The organism is Streptomyces cyanogenus (assembly GCF_017526105.1).
Lineage (GTDB): Bacteria > Actinomycetota > Actinomycetes > Streptomycetales > Streptomycetaceae > Streptomyces > Streptomyces cyanogenus.
In genome coordinates, this window is record NZ_CP071839.1 from 7,409,001 (window position 1) to 7,424,123 (window position 15,123).

The 15,123-nt window shown below is 73.1% G+C and carries 14 protein-coding genes; 6 read left to right on the plus strand and 8 right to left on the minus strand.

The features are described 5' to 3' along the window. Positions 1–67 precede the first annotated feature (67 nt). Positions 68–982, minus strand: coding sequence for an FAD-dependent oxidoreductase (locus S1361_RS33215; RefSeq protein WP_208036876.1), 915 nt, complete (start codon positions 980–982; stop codon positions 68–70). A 136-nt stretch (positions 983–1,118) separates the two neighbouring features. On the opposite strand from S1361_RS33215, the gene S1361_RS33220 reads away from it, so the two are divergent. After that, on the plus strand, positions 1,119–2,759 hold the full coding sequence (locus tag S1361_RS33220; RefSeq protein WP_208035568.1) for an ABC-F family ATP-binding cassette domain-containing protein: 1,641 nt from the start codon (positions 1,119–1,121) through the stop codon (positions 2,757–2,759). Here the strand turns inward: S1361_RS33220 and S1361_RS33225 are convergent. From S1361_RS33225 to S1361_RS33235, 4 genes are all read right to left on the minus strand, one after another. Then, a complete protein-coding gene (locus S1361_RS33225; protein ID WP_208035569.1) occupies positions 2,756–3,331 on the minus strand; it encodes a DinB family protein in 576 nt (191 codons plus the stop codon). The genes S1361_RS33220 and S1361_RS33225 overlap by 4 nt on opposite strands. 101 nt (positions 3,332–3,432) lie before the next feature. Then, the gene (locus S1361_RS33230; RefSeq protein ID WP_208035570.1) at positions 3,433–5,823 is read right to left on the minus strand and encodes a Tex family protein; all 2,391 of its coding nucleotides are present in this window, start codon (positions 5,821–5,823) and stop codon (positions 3,433–3,435) included. Between the two features lie 103 nt (positions 5,824–5,926). After that, positions 5,927–6,058, minus strand: coding sequence for an LPFR motif small protein (locus tag S1361_RS39935; RefSeq protein WP_267881519.1), 132 nt, complete (start codon positions 6,056–6,058; stop codon positions 5,927–5,929). Between the two features lie 141 nt (positions 6,059–6,199). Continuing rightward, complete coding sequence (locus S1361_RS33235; RefSeq protein WP_208035571.1) at positions 6,200–6,955, minus strand: enoyl-CoA hydratase/isomerase family protein; 756 nt, start codon at positions 6,953–6,955, stop codon at positions 6,200–6,202. A gap of 212 nt (positions 6,956–7,167) precedes the next feature. On the opposite strand from S1361_RS33235, the gene S1361_RS33240 reads away from it, so the two are divergent. Continuing rightward, positions 7,168–7,665 carry an ATP-binding protein gene (locus S1361_RS33240; RefSeq protein ID WP_208036877.1) on the plus strand — a complete coding sequence of 166 codons (498 nt, stop codon included), beginning with the start codon at positions 7,168–7,170 and terminating at the stop codon, positions 7,663–7,665. A gap of 6 nt (positions 7,666–7,671) precedes the next feature. Here the strand turns inward: S1361_RS33240 and idi are convergent, their stop codons facing one another. The 3 genes from idi to galE form a co-directional block, all read right to left on the minus strand. Beyond that, positions 7,672–8,265, minus strand: coding sequence for an isopentenyl-diphosphate Delta-isomerase (idi, locus tag S1361_RS33245; protein WP_208035572.1), 594 nt, complete (start codon positions 8,263–8,265; stop codon positions 7,672–7,674). 175 nt (positions 8,266–8,440) lie between these two features. After that, the gene (locus S1361_RS33250) at positions 8,441–9,382 is read right to left on the minus strand and encodes a cation diffusion facilitator family transporter (RefSeq protein ID WP_208035573.1); all 942 of its coding nucleotides are present in this window, start codon (positions 9,380–9,382) and stop codon (positions 8,441–8,443) included. Between the two features lie 133 nt (positions 9,383–9,515). Next, positions 9,516–10,487, minus strand: a complete 972-nt coding sequence (galE, locus tag S1361_RS33255; RefSeq protein ID WP_208035574.1) for a UDP-glucose 4-epimerase GalE — start codon at positions 10,485–10,487, stop codon at positions 9,516–9,518. A gap of 267 nt (positions 10,488–10,754) precedes the next feature. On the opposite strand from galE, the gene S1361_RS33260 reads away from it, so the two are divergent. Genes S1361_RS33260 through S1361_RS33275 form a run of 4 tightly spaced genes read left to right on the plus strand, consistent with a single transcriptional unit; the run spans position 10,755 to position 15,115 of the window. Further along, positions 10,755–12,560 carry a DUF5941 domain-containing protein gene (locus tag S1361_RS33260; RefSeq protein WP_208035575.1) on the plus strand — a complete coding sequence of 602 codons (1,806 nt, stop codon included), beginning with the start codon at positions 10,755–10,757 and terminating at the stop codon, positions 12,558–12,560. Continuing rightward, on the plus strand, positions 12,557–13,309 hold the full coding sequence (locus S1361_RS33265) for a phosphocholine cytidylyltransferase family protein (protein ID WP_208035576.1): 753 nt from the start codon (positions 12,557–12,559) through the stop codon (positions 13,307–13,309). Before S1361_RS33260 ends, S1361_RS33265 begins: the two co-directional genes overlap by 4 nt. Beyond that, on the plus strand, positions 13,297–14,358 hold the full coding sequence (locus S1361_RS33270) for an iron-containing alcohol dehydrogenase family protein (protein ID WP_208035577.1): 1,062 nt from the start codon (positions 13,297–13,299) through the stop codon (positions 14,356–14,358). The genes S1361_RS33265 and S1361_RS33270 overlap by 13 nt, the downstream gene beginning before the upstream one ends. After that, positions 14,336–15,115 carry a CDP-alcohol phosphatidyltransferase family protein gene (locus S1361_RS33275; protein WP_208035578.1) on the plus strand — a complete coding sequence of 260 codons (780 nt, stop codon included), beginning with the start codon at positions 14,336–14,338 and terminating at the stop codon, positions 15,113–15,115. Before S1361_RS33270 ends, S1361_RS33275 begins: the two co-directional genes overlap by 23 nt. Positions 15,116–15,123: the final 8 nt, after the last annotated feature.

A 15,123-nucleotide genomic window follows, 5' to 3' on the forward strand; every position in this document is an offset into this window, starting at 1 on the left:
CTGCGGTGCCGCGCGTGGGAACGCCCAGGGGCCGGGAACGCCGTCCCGGCCCCTGCCCACCGGTCGCTCAGGTCCTGGGGAACGCCAGCTCCGCCGCCTCCCGAGCGCAGCCCCAGGCCACCGTGACCCCGGCCCCGCCGTGGCCGTAGTTGTGCACCAGCACGCGGCCGTCCGGCAGGGGCCGGCGCTCCAGCCGTACCGCCTCCCGGGCCGGCCGCAGGCCCACCCGGTGCGCGAGCACGCGCGCCCCGGCGATCTCCGGGCGGACGGCCGCGCACCGGGCGACGATCGCCGCGGCGGTGGCCGGGTCGGGTTCCAGGGACCAGTCGTCCTCCTCGGCCGTGCCGCCCAGCAGCAGCCGGCCCGGCTGCGGAATGAAGTAGGTGGAGGCGGCCGAGGAGTGGTCGACGGAGGTGAACCAGGTGGAGACGCCCGGGTTCTCCACCACGACCAGCTGCCCGCGCACCGGGCGCACCGCCGGGTCCGGCACCAGCGCACGCGCCCCGAGCCCCGTGCAGTTGACCACCACGGCGGCGGGCACGGCGGCCAGATCGGTCACCTCACGGACCTCCACCGCGCCGCCCGCCTTCGCCAGCCGCTCCCGCAGCCACGCCAGCTGCACCGGCATGTCGATCACCGGCAGCCGCGCCGCCAGCCCCTCGGCCACCGCCCGCAGCCCCGGCAGCTGCCCCGCCCACGCGCCCAGCCCGTCCACCCGGGTCCCGTGGTGCACGCCCTCGACCAGGCGCACCCCCGTCTCCTCGGGGCGCTGCGCCAGCTCCTCGTACACCCCGAGGGACGCCAGCGCCCACGCGCCGGCCAGCGGTTCGGGTTCGATGCGGTACGGCCACCACAGGCCGCCGGCGACCGCCGAGGTGGTCCGCTCGGCCGGCTCCCGCGTCCACACCCGCACGCGCCGCCCGGACTCGGCCAGCAACACGGCCGTCGTCAGCCCGGCGATCCCGCCCCCGACCACGATCACTTCGTCTCTCGGCTCACTGTCCACGCCAGGACGATAGGCCCTGCGCGGCCGGCTCCGGCAGGCCTGGCTCCACGCCGGTGACCGGCGGAAAACGTGGCGGAGACGCACCTCGGCCGCCGCTAGGATCGACGTCCTGATGACTGCCACCCTCGTTGCCAAGAACCTCGCCGCCGGGCACGGCGACCGCTCGCTGTTCTCCGGGCTCGACCTCGTGGTCGCACCCGGCGATGTGATCGGGCTGGTCGGCGCCAACGGCGCGGGAAAGTCGACCCTGCTGCGGATGCTCGCCGGGCTCCTCCAGCCCGAGCAGGGCGAACTGCGGCTGTCCCCGCCGACGGCGACCGTCGGGCACCTGCCGCAGGAGCCGGAGCGCCGGCCGGGGGAGACCGTCCGTGAGTTCCTGGCCCGCCGCACCGGGGTCGCCGAGGCCCAGCGGACGATGGACGAGGCCACCCAGGCGCTGGTCGACGGCGCGCCCGGCGCCGACGACGCCTACGCGGTGGCCCTGGAGCGGTGGCTCGGCCTGGGCGGTGCCGACCTGGAGGAGCGCGCGGAGGAGGTCGCCGACTCCCTCGGCCTGGCCGTGGACCTGGACCAGCCGATGACCGCCCTCTCCGGCGGCCAGGCGGCCCGTGCCGGCCTCGCCTCCCTGCTGCTGTCCCGCTACGACGTCTTCCTCCTGGACGAGCCCACCAACGACCTGGACCTGGACGGCCTGGAGCGTCTGGAACGGTTCGTCACCGGCCTGCGCGCCGGCACGGTCGTCGTCAGCCACGACCGCGAGTTCCTCACCCGCACCGTCACCAAGGTGCTCGAACTCGACCTCGCCCAGCAGCAGATCAACCTCTACGGCGGCGGCTACGCGGCCTACCTGGAAGAGCGCGAGGTGGCCCGCCGGCACGCCCGCGAGGAGTACGAGGAGTACGCCGACAAGAAGGCGGCTCTGCAGGACCGTGCCCAGACGCAGCGGGCCTGGATGGACAAGGGCGTCAAGAACGCCCGGCGCAAGGCGGGCAACGACAACGACAAGATCGGCCGCAAGTTCCGCAGCGAGGCCAGCGAGAAGCAGGCCGCCAAGGCCCGGCAGACCCAGCGCATGATCGAGCGCCTGGAGGTGGTCGAGGAGCCGCGCAAGGAGTGGGAGCTGCGCATGGAGATCGCGTCCGCCCCGCGGTCGGGCGCGGTCGTGGCGACGCTGCGGGACGCCGAGGTCCGGCGCGGCGACTTCACCTTCGGCCCGGTCTCCCTGCAGATCGACTGGGCGGACCGGATCGCGGTGACGGGCGCCAACGGATCCGGGAAGTCCACCATGCTCGGCGCGCTGCTGGGCCGTGTCCCGCTCGACGCCGGCCACGCGGCCCTCGGCTCCGGGGTCCTGGTCGGCGAGGTCGACCAGGCCCGGGGGCTGTTCCACGGCCCGGAGACCCTGCTCGACGCCTTCTGCGCCGCCGTCCCCGACACCGAACCGGCGGAGGTCCGCACCCTGCTGGCCAAGTTCGGCCTGAAGTCCGCCCATGTGCTGCGCCCGGCCGCGACCCTCTCCCCGGGTGAACGCACCCGCGCCGCGCTCGCCCTGCTCCAGGGCCGGGGCGTCAACCTCCTGGTCCTGGACGAGCCGACGAACCACCTGGACCTGCCGGCCATCGAGCAGCTGGAGGGGGCCCTCGACGCCTACACGGGCACCCTGCTCCTGGTCACCCACGACCGCCGCATGCTGGACGCGGTCCGGGTGACCCGGCGCCTGGAGGTGGCGGACGGCAAGGTGACGGAGCGTTAGTTCCCGCGCGCCGCGGCCTCCCGCGCCGCCCGTTCCACCCGGTCGAGGTGTGCCGGGTCGCGGGGCGCCACGTTGAGTCCGTCCGGCCGCTGCCCCACGGCCCCGTCGATCAGCTCGCGCACGATGTCCGCGTGCCCGGCGTGCCGCTGGGTCTCGGCGACCATGTGGGTCAGGACCCGGTGCAGCGTCGTCCCGGCCGGCGCACCGGGTACCCGGCCGACCGCGTCCAGGGGGAGCGCCGCGATGGTCTCGTCGGCCCGGGCGCACGCCTGCCGGTACCGCCCGGTGATGTCCTCGCGGGTCTCGTCGGCCCGCGCCCACAGGTCCGCGTCCGGCTCGGCGTCGCCCGTGATCCACAGGGGCGTGCCGGGGAAGGGCCGGCCGAAGGCCGCGCCGAAGTACAGCGCCTCCGCACCCGCCAGGTGCTTCACCAGGCCCAGCAGGTTGGTGCCGGTGGGGGTGAGGGGGCGCCGGATGTCGTACTCGGGCAGGCCGTCGAGTTTCCACAGCAGTGCGTCACGGGCGTCCTGGAGATACACCTGGAGGTCGGCTTTGGGATCTGATCCGGTCATGCGACGAGTCTGACGATCGGGTGATCCTTGTCCACCGGGTTTCGGGGGAACGGGGCCGGGCCGGGCGAGGCGCCTCGCCCGGCCCGGCCCGGCCCCGCACGTCAGCGCTTCTTGGGGTCCAGCAGGCCCGCCCGGCGCAGTGCGTCCGCCATCGCGCTGTTGGCCGGCGCCGGTGCCGGTGCCTGTCGGCCGCCGCGGTCACCGCCGCCCCGGCCCTGCCGCTGGCCGCCGCCCTGCCGCTGCTGCGGCGGACGGGCCCCGCCGCCGCGCTGCTGCCGGCCGCCGCCCTGGCTCTGCGGGGCCGCCTCGTCGTCCAGCCGCAGCGTCAGCGCGATCCGCTTGCGCGGGATGTCGACGTCCAGCACCTTCACCTTGACGATGTCCCCGGGCTTCACCACGTCGCGCGGGTCCTTGACGAACGACTTCGACATCGCCGACACGTGCACCAGGCCGTCCTGGTGGACGCCGACGTCCACGAACGCGCCGAAGGCGGCCACGTTGGTGACCACGCCCTCCAGGACCATCCCCGCGGACAGGTCGGAGATCTTCTCCACGCCCTCCTTGAAGGTGGCGGTCCTGAAGGCGGGACGCGGGTCGCGGCCCGGCTTCTCCAGCTCCTTGAGGATGTCGGTGACGGTCGGCAGACCGAAGGTGTCGTCCACGAAGTCGGCGGGCCGCAGCGAGCGCAGCACGCTTGTGTTGCCGACGAGGGACGCCACCTCCTGGCCCGTGGTCTTCACCATGCGGCGGACCACCGGGTAGGCCTCGGGGTGCACGCTGGAGGCGTCCAGCGGGTCGTCGCCGCCGCGGATGCGCAGGAAGCCCGCGCACTGCTCGTACGCCTTCGGGCCGAGCCGCGCCACCTTCTTCAGCTCGGAGCGGGACGTGAACGGCCCGTTCTGGTCCCGGTGCGCGACGATGTTCTCGGCGAGCCCGGCCGAGATGCCCGACACCCGTGCGAGCAGCGGCACGGACGCGGTGTTGACGTCCACGCCGACGCCGTTCACGCAGTCCTCGACGACCGCGTCCAGCGAGCGGGACAGCTTCACCTCGGACAGGTCGTGCTGGTACTGGCCGACGCCGATCGACTTCGGGTCGATCTTCACCAGCTCGGCCAGCGGGTCCTGGAGGCGCCGGGCGATGGAGACGGCGCCGCGCAGCGACACGTCCATGTCCGGCAGCTCCTGCGAGGCGTACTGCGACGCGGAGTACACCGAAGCGCCCGCCTCGGACACCATGACCTTGGTGAGCTTCAGCTCCGGGTGCCTGGCGATGAGTTCGCCGGCGAGCTTGTCGGTCTCGCGGGACGCCGTGCCGTTGCCGATCGCGACCAGCTCGACCGCGTGCTCCTTCGCGAGCCGGGCCAGCTTGGCGAGGGCCTCGTCCCACTTGTTGGCCGGGACGTGCGGGTAGATCACGTCCGTGGCGACGACCTTGCCGGTGCCGTCGACCACGGCGACCTTGACGCCCGTACGGAAACCGGGGTCCAGGCCCAGCGTCGCGCGCGTGCCGGCCGGGGCGGCCAGCAGCAGGTCGCGCAGGTTCGCCGCGAACACGTTGACCGCCTCGTCCTCGGCGGCCGTCCGCAGCCGCAGGCGCAGGTCGATGCCGAGGTGGACCAGGACGCGGGTGCGCCAGGCCCAGCGGACCGTGTCCGTCAGCCACTTGTCGGCCGGACGGCCCCGGTCGGCGATCCCGAACCTCGACGCGATGATTCCCTCGTACGAGGACGGGCCCTCCGTGGCCTCCTCCGGCTCCAGGACGAGGTCCAGGACCTCCTCCTTCTCGCCGCGCAGCATCGCCAGGATCCGGTGCGAGGGCAACTCGGTGAACGGCTCGGCGAAGTCGAAGTAGTCGGCGAACTTGGCGCCCGCCTCCTCCTTGCCCTCCCGTACCTTCGCGGCCAGCCGGCCGCGCACCCACATGCGCTCGCGCAGTTCGCCGATCAGGTCGGCGTCCTCCGAGAACCGCTCGGTCAGGATCGCCCGGGCGCCGTCCAGCGCGGCCTGCGGATCGGCGACGCCCTTGTCCGCGTCGACGAACGCGGCGGCGGCCGCCAGCGGTTCGACCGTCGGGTCGCTCAGCAGTCCCTCCGCGAGCGGCTCCAGACCGGCCTCGCGCGCGATCTGCGCCTTGGTACGCCGCTTGGGCTTGTAGGGGAGGTAGATGTCCTCCAGCCGCGCCTTGGTCTCGGCGCCGCGGATCCGCGCCTCCAGCTCCTCGGTGAGCTTGCCCTGCTCCCGCACCGAATCCAGGATCGCGGTGCGCCGCTCCTCCAGCTCCCGCAGATAGCGCAGCCGCTCCTCGATGGTGCGCAGCTGCGCGTCGTCGAGCATCTCGGTCGCTTCCTTGCGGTAGCGAGCGATGAAGGGCACGGTCGAACCGCCGTCGAGCAGTTCCACCGCGGCCTTCACCTGCCGCTCCCGTACGCCGAGTTCCTCGGCGATCCTGCCTTCGATGGACCCTGCTCCGAGGGACCCGGGTGTCGTCACGATCCCGTACCGCCTTCTCCACTCAAGGTTGCGCGGCAATTGTGGCAGGTGACACCGACATCCCGGGGATCAGGGCGCATGCGGCGGGGCGCCGGGCCGGAAGTCAGGCCCGGCTCCCGCGCGCGGAGGACGATGCTCCGCCGAACAGCCGGGCGAGTGCCCGGAACGGCAGCGTGACCACCGTGGCGACGGCGCCGCCGATCTGCCGCAGGACGTCTGCGATGGCACGGAACACGGAAAGGCTCCTTTCGTCGGGAACCGCCGGGAATGGCCGGTAATCGTCGGTAATTGTCGACCCCCGGGTACCTCGCTCCGGCCGGCGAAACCGCGCAGGCGCCCGCACACCTGGTCGGGACGCGGCGTGCCGCGGGCCGCTTCACCCGGACCCGGACACGCTCCAGGTGAAGCGCGGCCGCCTGCGCTCCAGGAACGCGGCGACTCCCTCCGCGACGTCACCGCTGCCGCGTGCCTGCGCGGTCCAGTAGGCGTCACGGTCGGTGCGGCCGTCGGCGAACTCCTTGGCGGCGGCCTGGGTGAGCTGCGAGCGGGACACCAGGACCCGGGTCAGGTCCGCTATCCGCTTGTCCAGCTCCCCCTCGGGCAGCACCTCGTCCACCAGGCCGGTGCGCAGCGCCCGCCCGGCGTCGATCAACTCGCCCGTGAACAGCAGGTACTTGGCCGTGGCCGGGCCGACCAGGGACACCAGCCGGCGGGTCGAGGAGGCCGGATAGACGACGCCGAGCTTCGCCGGTGTCACCCCGAACAGTGCCCCTTCCTCGGCCAGCCGCAGATCACAGGCCGCCGCGAGCTGCGCCCCGCCGCCCACGCAGTGCCCGCGCACCGCGGCGAGGGTCGGCTTGGGGAACGCGGCCAGGGCCTCCTCGGCCGCGACCGCGAGGGCCGGCGCCTCCTCCGGCGAGCCCCGGAGGCTGGAGATGTCGGCCCCCGCGCAGAAGGTGCCGCCCTCGCCGGTCAGCACCAGCGCCCGTACGCCGCCGTCCCGGGCCAGCGCGTCCAGCAGCGGGGGCAGCGCCCGCCACATCGCGGTCGTCATGGCGTTGCGCTTGGCGGGATGGCGGATCACCACGGTGGCGACGGAGTCGGTGACCTGGTGGGACAGCTGGGGCTCCATGCCGGGATCGTATCGTCGGCCTCGTACAACCCGACTAGTTCGCGAACCGGCGCCCGGGGAACAGGAACAGTCCCGACCACGACCAGGTCATGCGGAGTCGGTCGTAAACCGTTCGATACCCGCCGACTTGTGTTCAGGTATCCGGGCCGGAGCGCCTCGTTACCAACACTCGACGTGTGGTGACAATCGAGCGCGAGGGTGGCGACCGGACGATGGACGATCATGGGCGCGGGGACGGCCCGCGCCCAGCGGGGGGCGGCGCGGAGCGGCTGCCGGATCCCCTGCCGTACGAAGGTGTCTGGCGGTTCACCGCGGCCGCGGTGGACGCCTCGGTCCCGCAGGCCCGGCACGCGGTGCGGGACCTGCTGCTGCGCCAGGGCGTGCCGGTCTCCGACGACCTGGTGCACGGCCTGCTGCTGATCGTCTCCGAGCTGGTCACCAACGCGGTCCGGCACGCGGCGCTGCTGTCGCCGGTGCTCGCCGTGGAGGTGGCCGTCGGAGCCGAATGGGTGCGGGTGTCCGTGGAAGACAACCATCCCTACCGCCCCACCGCCCTGGAGGCCGACCACGGCCGGACCGGCGGCCGGGGACTGCTCCTGGTGCGCGAGGTGGCCCGGGAGGCGGGCGGGGTGGTCGACGTGGAGCACACCGCGAGCGGCGGCAAGGTGATCTGGGCCGCCCTGCCGCTCAAACCCGCGGCCCTCTCCTGAGGGGACCTACCAGCCGGCGGAGGGGCCGGTCAGTTCCCTGACCGCCGGGCGGGCGGCGTCCAGCACGGTCATGAACCAGGCCGAGAACGGGTCCCTGGCATGCCGCTCGGCCAGCTCGGCCGCCGTCACGAAGGCGGTCTGGGCGACCTCCTCCGGGTCCGGCCCGAGCGGTGCCTGCACCAGGCCGACGAACAGATGGTTGAACTCCTGCTCCACCAGGCCCGAGGCGGGGTCCGGGTGGTTGTACCGGACCGTGCCGGCCTCCGCGAGCAGCGACGGCGACACGCCAAGCTCCTCGTACGTGCGCCGGGCCGCCGCCGCGAACGGCGCCTCGCCCGGGTAGGGGTGACCGCAGCAGGTGTTGGACCACACACCGGGGGAGTGGTACTTGCCGAGCGCCCGCTGCTGGAGCAGCAGCCGGCCCCGCTCGTCGAAGAGGAACACCGAGAACGCCCGGTGCAGCTGCCCCGGCGGCTGATGGGCGGCGAGCTTCTCCGCCGTACCGATCGTCACGCCCTTCTCGTCGACCAGTTCCAGCAAAATCGCCTCTGCGGTGCCGTTCGACGAGCTGTGCGTCGCGGTGGCAGGTGTGATCGGCATACCCATCCTTCGCCTCGGTCTTCGCACCCCAAGTCTGCCGTACGAATCCGGCACTCCCGGCACGTCCACGGGTCCGCGCGCGGCGCGGCACCGGGAGTCGGACCCGGTGGATCATCGTGCCCGGCGGCCGGCGCCGGGAACCGTCCTGGGGTGCGCCGAACGGGAGTGCGTACGGTCAGTGGCACAGCCGCGCTTCGTGCTCCGCGTGGCCGCCCGGCTCCAGCTGGAAGGTGCAGTGCTCCACGTCGAAGTGGTCGCCCAGGCAGCCCTGCAACTCGTGCAGCATCTTCTCGTGCCCGATGGCGTTCAGCGCCTCGGAGCCGACCACCACGTGCGCCGACAGCACCGGCATGCCCGAGGTGATCGTCCAGGCGTGCAGGTCGTGGACGTCCTCCACACCGTCCAGCGCCAGGATGTGCGCACGGACCTCCGCCATGTCGACGCCCTTCGGGGCCGCCTCCAGCAGTACGTCGAGCGTCTCGCGCAGCAGCTTCAGCGTCCGGGGCACGATCATCAGCCCGATGACCAGCGAGGCGACCGGGTCCGCCGGCTGCCAGCCGGTGGTCAGGATCACGGCCGCCGAGATCAGCACCGCCACCGAGCCCAGCGCGTCCGCGGCCACCTCCAGGAAGGCGCCGCGCACGTTCAGGCTCTCCTTCTGGCCGCGCATCAGCAGGACCAGCGAGACGGAGTTCGCGACCAGGCCGACGAGGCCGAACACGACCATCAGGCCGCCCCGGGTCGCCGCGGGCTCCACGAACCGCTGGACCGCCTCGTACAGGACGTATCCGCCGACCACGAGCAGCAGCAGGCAGTTGGCCAGGGCCGCGAGGATCTCCGCGCGGGCGTAGCCGAAGGTGCGGTTGGTGCTCGGCGGGCGGTTCGCGAAGTGCACGGCGACCAGCGCCATGCCGAGGCCCACCGCGTCGGTCGCCATGTGGGCCGCGTCCGCGATCAGCGCGAGCGAGTCCGCGATCAGGCCGCCGGCGATCTCGACCACCATGACCGTCAGGGTGATGCCGAGCGCGACCCGCAGCCGGCCCCGGTACGCGGCCGTGGCCGTGCCCGGGGCCGGCACGTGGGAGTGCGCGTGCCCGTGGTCGTGCCCAGCCCCCATGACTACCGCCTTCCGTGTGCCTGCCCGGAGGCCAGTGAACTACGGGGCCGGGCCATGGGGCAACGCGGCACTGAACACCGTTGTCATGTGCCGTGACCTGCGGAAATGTTCCGCAGGTCAGCGCGGCCCGGGCTCACCGGCCGTGGTGCAGACGCCAGCCCGCCCACGCCGACTCGACCATCTCCCGCACCCCGCGCCGGGCCCGCCAGCCCAGCACCTCGGCGGCCCGTTCGGCCGAGGCCACCGCACGCGGTGCGTCGCCGGGACGGCGGCCCTCCACCACGGGCTCCCGGCGGTCCCCGGTGACCTCCCCGACGACCGAGATCAGCTCGCGCACCGAGACGCCCTCGCCCCGGCCGATGTTCAGCGTCAGATCGCCGGTCGCCTCCCCGCCGGCCAGCCGCCGGGCCGCCGCGAGGTGGGCGTCCGCGAGGTCGGCGACGTGGATGTAGTCCCGGACACAGGTGCCGTCCGGCGTCGGGTAGTCGTCACCGAAGATGCGCGGGGCCTCGCCCCGGGTGAGGCGGTCGAAGACCATCGGCACGATGTTGAACACGCCCGTGTCCGCGAGCTCCGGCGCCGCCGCGCCCGCCACGTTGAAATAACGCAGGCAGACCGTGGAGATCCCGTGCGCCCGGCCCGCCGCCCGGACCAGCCACTCGCCGGCCAGCTTGGTCTCGCCGTACGGGTTCACCGGCGCGCACGGGGTGTCCTCGGTGATCAGGTCCACGTCCGGGTTGCCGTACACGGCCGCCGACGAGGAGAACAGCAGCCGGCCGACGCCCGCCTCGGCGATCGCGTCCAGCAGGGTGGCCAGGCCGCCCACGTTCTCCCGGTAGTAGCGGGTGGGCTGCGCCACCGACTCCGCGACCTGCTTGCGGGCCGCGAGATGGACGACGCCCGTCACGCCGTACTCCGCGAAGACCCGCTTCAGCAGCGCCCCGTCCAGTGTCGAGCCCTGGACCAGCGGCACCTCGGCCGGGAGCCGCGCGGGAACGGCGGCCGACAGGTCGTCCAGCGCCACCACGCTCTCCCCGGCGCCCGCCATGGCCCGTGCCACATGCGCCCCGATGTATCCGGCTCCGCCGGTGATCAGCCACGTCATGGTCGTCCACCCTATGCCGAGCCGCCCGGTGTCCCGGTTGCCCGGGTCTGCCCCATCGGTTTGTGGGCCGGGCCCCCGATCCCCGATGATGATCGCGGCAAAGGCCGGGGCAGCCCCCCCGTGGGCCGGGCCGTGAACGGCCGGTGAACGCGGCCTCCGGCCGATCCGATAGCCTCTGCCGACATGCCGCCCGGGTGCCGCAGGCAAGGGCGCCCCACCACGCAGACCACCGGCGCCCGAGCGCCGGCACCCAGGGAGTGAGTTCGGTTGTCGACCGCCATCGTCACCGGTCAGCCGGTCCCCGGATCGTCACTGGAGCACGATCTGCGGTCCCTCGGCTTCGAGGTGCGGGTGGCGGCCGACGCCGCCGAGACGGAGTCCCTGCTCGCCGCCGTGCCGGCCGACCGGCGCGTGGCCCTGGTCGACTCCCGCTTCGTCGGCCACCCGCACGCGCTGCGCCTCGGCCTGACCGACCCGCGCTTCCCGCTCGCCGCCGTGCCCGGCGCCGTCACGGCCCAGCCCGCCGCCCGGCCCGCGCTCACCCGGGCCGTGGCCCGTGAGACCTCCGCCGACGGCGGCACCGGGGCAGGCAGCGGTCCGGCGCTCGCCGTGGACAGCCTCGCCGACCGGGTCGCCACCGCGCTCGACGCCGACGGCGGCACGGTGCACCGGCCCGAGCTGGGCAGCCTGGTCGCCACGGTGCCGGCCGACCCGCAGGCCCGCAACGAGGCCCGGCAGGCCGTGGCCGCCGTCGACGACGAGGCGGTACGCCTGAAGTCGGCCGTGAAGTCCCGCGACGGCTTCTTCACCACTTTCTTCATCAGCCCGTACTCGCGCTACCTCGCGCGCTGGTGCGCCCGCCGCGGACTGACCCCGAACCAGGTCACCACGGCCTCGCTGCTCACCGCGCTGATAGCCGCGGGCTGTGCGGCGACCGGCACCCGTGGCGGTTTCGTCGCGGCCGGTGTGCTGCTGATCGCCTCCTTCGTCCTGGACTGCACCGACGGCCAGCTGGCCCGCTACGCGCTGAAGTACTCCACCCTCGGCGCCTGGCTCGACGCCACCTTCGACCGGGCCAAGGAGTACGCCTACTACGCCGGCCTCGCCCTCGGCGCGGCCCGCGGCGGCGACGACGTGTGGGCCCTCGCCCTCGGCGCGATGGTCCTGCAGACCTGCCGGCACGTGGTGGACTTCTCCTTCAACGAGGCCAACCACGACGCCACCGCCAACACCAGCCCCACCGCCGCACTCTCCGACAAGCTCGACAGCGTCGGCTGGACGGTCTGGCTGCGCCGCATGATCGTGCTGCCGATCGGCGAGCGCTGGGCGCTGATCGCGGTCCTCACCGCGGCCACCACCCCGCGGATCACCTTCTACGTCCTGCTCGTCGGCTGCGCCTTCGCCGCGACGTACACCACGGCGGGCCGGGTGCTGCGCTCGGTGACGCGGAAGGCGCAGCGCACGGACCGGGCGGCGCGGGCACTGGCGGACCTCGCCGACAACGGCCCGCTCGCCTCGTTCGTGGCCCGGACCACCCGGGGCCGCCTCGGTTCCCCGCTGCTGGTGGCCCTGGCCGGCACGGCCGTCCTCGCGGTGTCCCTCTTCTCCGGTGTGACCTGGGCACCCGTCGCCGGTGCCCTGGTGTACGCGACCGCCGCCGGCCGGGCCCTGTACCGCCCCCTCAAGGGCGCCCTTGACTGGCTCGTCCCGCCGCTGTTCCGGTTCGCCGAATACGGCACCGTCCTGGTACTGGCGGCCGAAGCGGACGTGAACGGGGCCCTTCCTGCGGCTTTCGGCCTGGTGGCGGCCGTCGCCTACCATCACTACGACACGGTGTACCGCATCCGCGGCAACGCCGGAGCGCCGCCGGCCTGGCTGGTGCGCGCCATCGGGGGTCAGGAGGGGCGGACGCTGCTCGTCACCGCCCTGGCCGCATTGCTCACCGCTGCGCAGTTCAAGGCCGCGCTCACGGTCCTCGCCGTGGCCGTCGCCCTGGTGGTGCTCGTCGAGAGCATCCGCTTCTGGGTGTCCGCTGGGGCGCCCGCCGTACACGACGAAGGAGAAACCGCATGATCGGCCTCGTGCTCGCGGCCGGCGCCGGACGGCGTCTGCGCCCCTACACCGACAGCCTGCCGAAGGCGCTGGTGCCGGTGGGGCCCGCGGGCATAGAGGACTCGATCACGGTGCTGGACCTGACGCTCGGCAACTTCGCCGAGATCGGGCTGACCGAGGTCGCGATCATCGTCGGCTACCGCAAGGAGGCCGTCTACGAGCGCAAGGCGGCCCTGGAGGCCAAGTACGGCCTCAAGCTCACCCTCATCGACAACGACAAGGCCGAGGAGTGGAACAACGCCTACTCCCTGTGGTGCGGCCGTGACGCCCTCAAGGACGGCGTGATCCTCGCCAACGGCGACACCGTGCACCCGGTCTCCGTCGAGAAGACGCTGCTCGCGGCCCGCGGCGAGGGCAAGAAGATCATCCTCGCCCTGGACACGGTGAAGAACCTGGCCGACGAGGAGATGAAGGTCGTCGTCGACCCCGACAAGGGCATGACGAGGATCACCAAGCTGATGGACCCGGCCGAGGCCACCGGCGAGTACATCGGCGTCACCCTGATCGAGGGCGACGCCGCGCCGGAGCTGGCCGACGCGCTGAAGACGGTCTGGGAGACCGACCCGCAGCAGTTCTACGAGCACGGCTACCAGGAACTCGTCAACCGGGGCTTCCGCATCGACGTGGCGCCGATCGGCGACGTCAAGTGGGTCGAGATCGACAACCACGACGATCTCGCCCGCGGACGGGAGATCGCGTGCCAGTACTGACCCGGCTCATTCCCTCGCCGGTCGTGGTGGACATCCGCCCGGGTGCCCTCGACGACCTCGGCAGTGTCCTCGCCGACGAGCGCATCTCGCAGTCGGGCCGGCTGGCCATCGCCGTCAGCGGCGGTTCCGGTGCCCGGCTGCGCGAACGGATCGCCCCCTCTCTGCCCGGCGCCAGCTGGTACGAGGTCGGCGGCGGCACCATCGACGACGCGGTGCGGCTGGCGAGCGACATAAAGGCCGGCCACTACGACGCGGTCGTCGGCCTCGGCGGCGGGAAGATCATCGACTGCGCCAAGTTCGCGGCGGCCCGGGTCGGCCTGCCGCTGGTCGCGGTCGCCACCAACCTCGCCCACGACGGCCTGTGCTCCCCGGTCGCGACCCTGGACAACGACGCGGGCCGCGGCTCGTACGGGGTGCCCAACCCGATCGCGGTCATCATCGACCTCGACGTGATCCGCGAGGCGCCCGTCCGGTTCGTCCGCTCCGGCATCGGCGACGCCATCTCCAACATCTCCGCGGTCGCGGACTGGGAGCTGGCGAGCCGGGTCAACGGAGAGAAGATCGACGGTCTGGCCGCCGCCATGGCCCGCCAGGCCGGCGAGGCGGTGCTCCGGCACCCCGGCGGAGTCGGCGACGACGGCTTCCTCCAGGTGCTCGCCGAGGCGCTGGTCCTCACCGGCATCGCCATGTCCGTGTCGGGCGACTCCCGCCCGTCCTCCGGCGCCTGCCACGAGATCAACCACGCCTTCGACCTGCTCTACCCCAAGCGCGCCGCCGCCCACGGCGAGCAGTGCGGCCTCGGTGCCGCCTTCGCGATGTACCTGCGCGGCGCCCACGAGGAGTCGGCGTACATGGCAGAGGTGCTGCGCCGGCACGGGCTTCCGGTGCTGCCGGAGGAGATCGGCTTCACGGTGGACGAGTTCGTCCGCGCGGTGGAGTTCGCCCCCGAGACCCGGCCCGGCCGCTACACGATCATCGAACACCTCGACCTCAAGACGAACCAGATCAAGGACATCTACGCCGACTATGTCAAGGCCATCGGTAGCTGAACTCCGTCCGGTCGTCCACCCCGCGGGGGTGAAGGACCGGCGCAGCGGTGAGCACTGGGCGGGACGCCTCTACATGCGCGAGGTGTCCCTGCGCGTCGACCGCTACCTGGTGAACACCAGGGTCACGCCCAACCAGCTCACGTACCTGATGACCGTCTGCGGGGTGCTCGCGGCCCCGGCCCTGCTGGTGCCGGGGATCGCGGGCGCCGTGCTCGGTGTGGTCGCCACCCAGCTGTACCTGCTGCTGGACTGCGTCGACGGCGAGATCGCCCGCTGGAAGAAGCAGTACTCGCTCGGCGGGGTCTACCTGGACCGCGTCGGCGCCTACCTCACCGACGCGGCCGTCCTCGTCGGCCTCGGCCTGCGCGCCGCCGACCTGTGGGGCACCGGCCGTATCGACTGGCTGTGGGCCTTCCTGGGCACCCTCGCCGCGCTCGGCGCCATCCTGATCAAGGCCGAGACCGACCTGGTCGGCGTCGCCCGCCACCAGACCGGCAGGCCGCCGGTGCAGGAGGCCGCCTCCGAGCTGCGTTCCTCCGGCATGGCGCTGGCCCGGCGGGCCGCCTCGGCGCTCAAGTTCCACCGGCTGATCCTCGGCATCGAGGCCTCGCTGCTCATCCTGGTCCTCGCGATCGTGGACCAGGCCCGCGGCGACCTGTTCTTCACCCGCCTCGGCACGGCCGTCCTCGCCGGCATCGCGATGCTGCAGACCCTGCTGCACCTGGTGTCCATCCTCGCCTCCAGCAGGCTGAAGTGAGCGCGCCC

Bases quoted from the DNA above. Each gene is read 5' to 3' on its own strand.
- S1361_RS33220 (WP_208035568.1), top strand. From the start codon at position 1,119: ATGACTGCCACCCTCGTTGCCAAGAACCTCGCCGCCGGGCACGGCGAC.
- S1361_RS33225 (WP_208035569.1), bottom strand. From the start codon at position 3,331: ATGACCGGATCAGATCCCAAAGCCGACCTCCAGGTGTATCTCCAGGAC.
- S1361_RS33235 (WP_208035571.1), bottom strand. From the start codon at position 6,955: ATGGAGCCCCAGCTGTCCCACCAGGTCACCGACTCCGTCGCCACCGTG.
- S1361_RS33240 (WP_208036877.1), top strand. From the start codon at position 7,168: ATGGACGATCATGGGCGCGGGGACGGCCCGCGCCCAGCGGGGGGCGGC.
- idi (WP_208035572.1), bottom strand. From the start codon at position 8,265: ATGCCGATCACACCTGCCACCGCGACGCACAGCTCGTCGAACGGCACC.
- S1361_RS33250 (WP_208035573.1), bottom strand. From the start codon at position 9,382: ATGGGGGCTGGGCACGACCACGGGCACGCGCACTCCCACGTGCCGGCC.
- galE (WP_208035574.1), bottom strand. From the start codon at position 10,487: ATGACGTGGCTGATCACCGGCGGAGCCGGATACATCGGGGCGCATGTG.
- S1361_RS33265 (WP_208035576.1), top strand. From the start codon at position 12,557: ATGATCGGCCTCGTGCTCGCGGCCGGCGCCGGACGGCGTCTGCGCCCC.
- S1361_RS33275 (WP_208035578.1), top strand. From the start codon at position 14,336: ATGTCAAGGCCATCGGTAGCTGAACTCCGTCCGGTCGTCCACCCCGCG.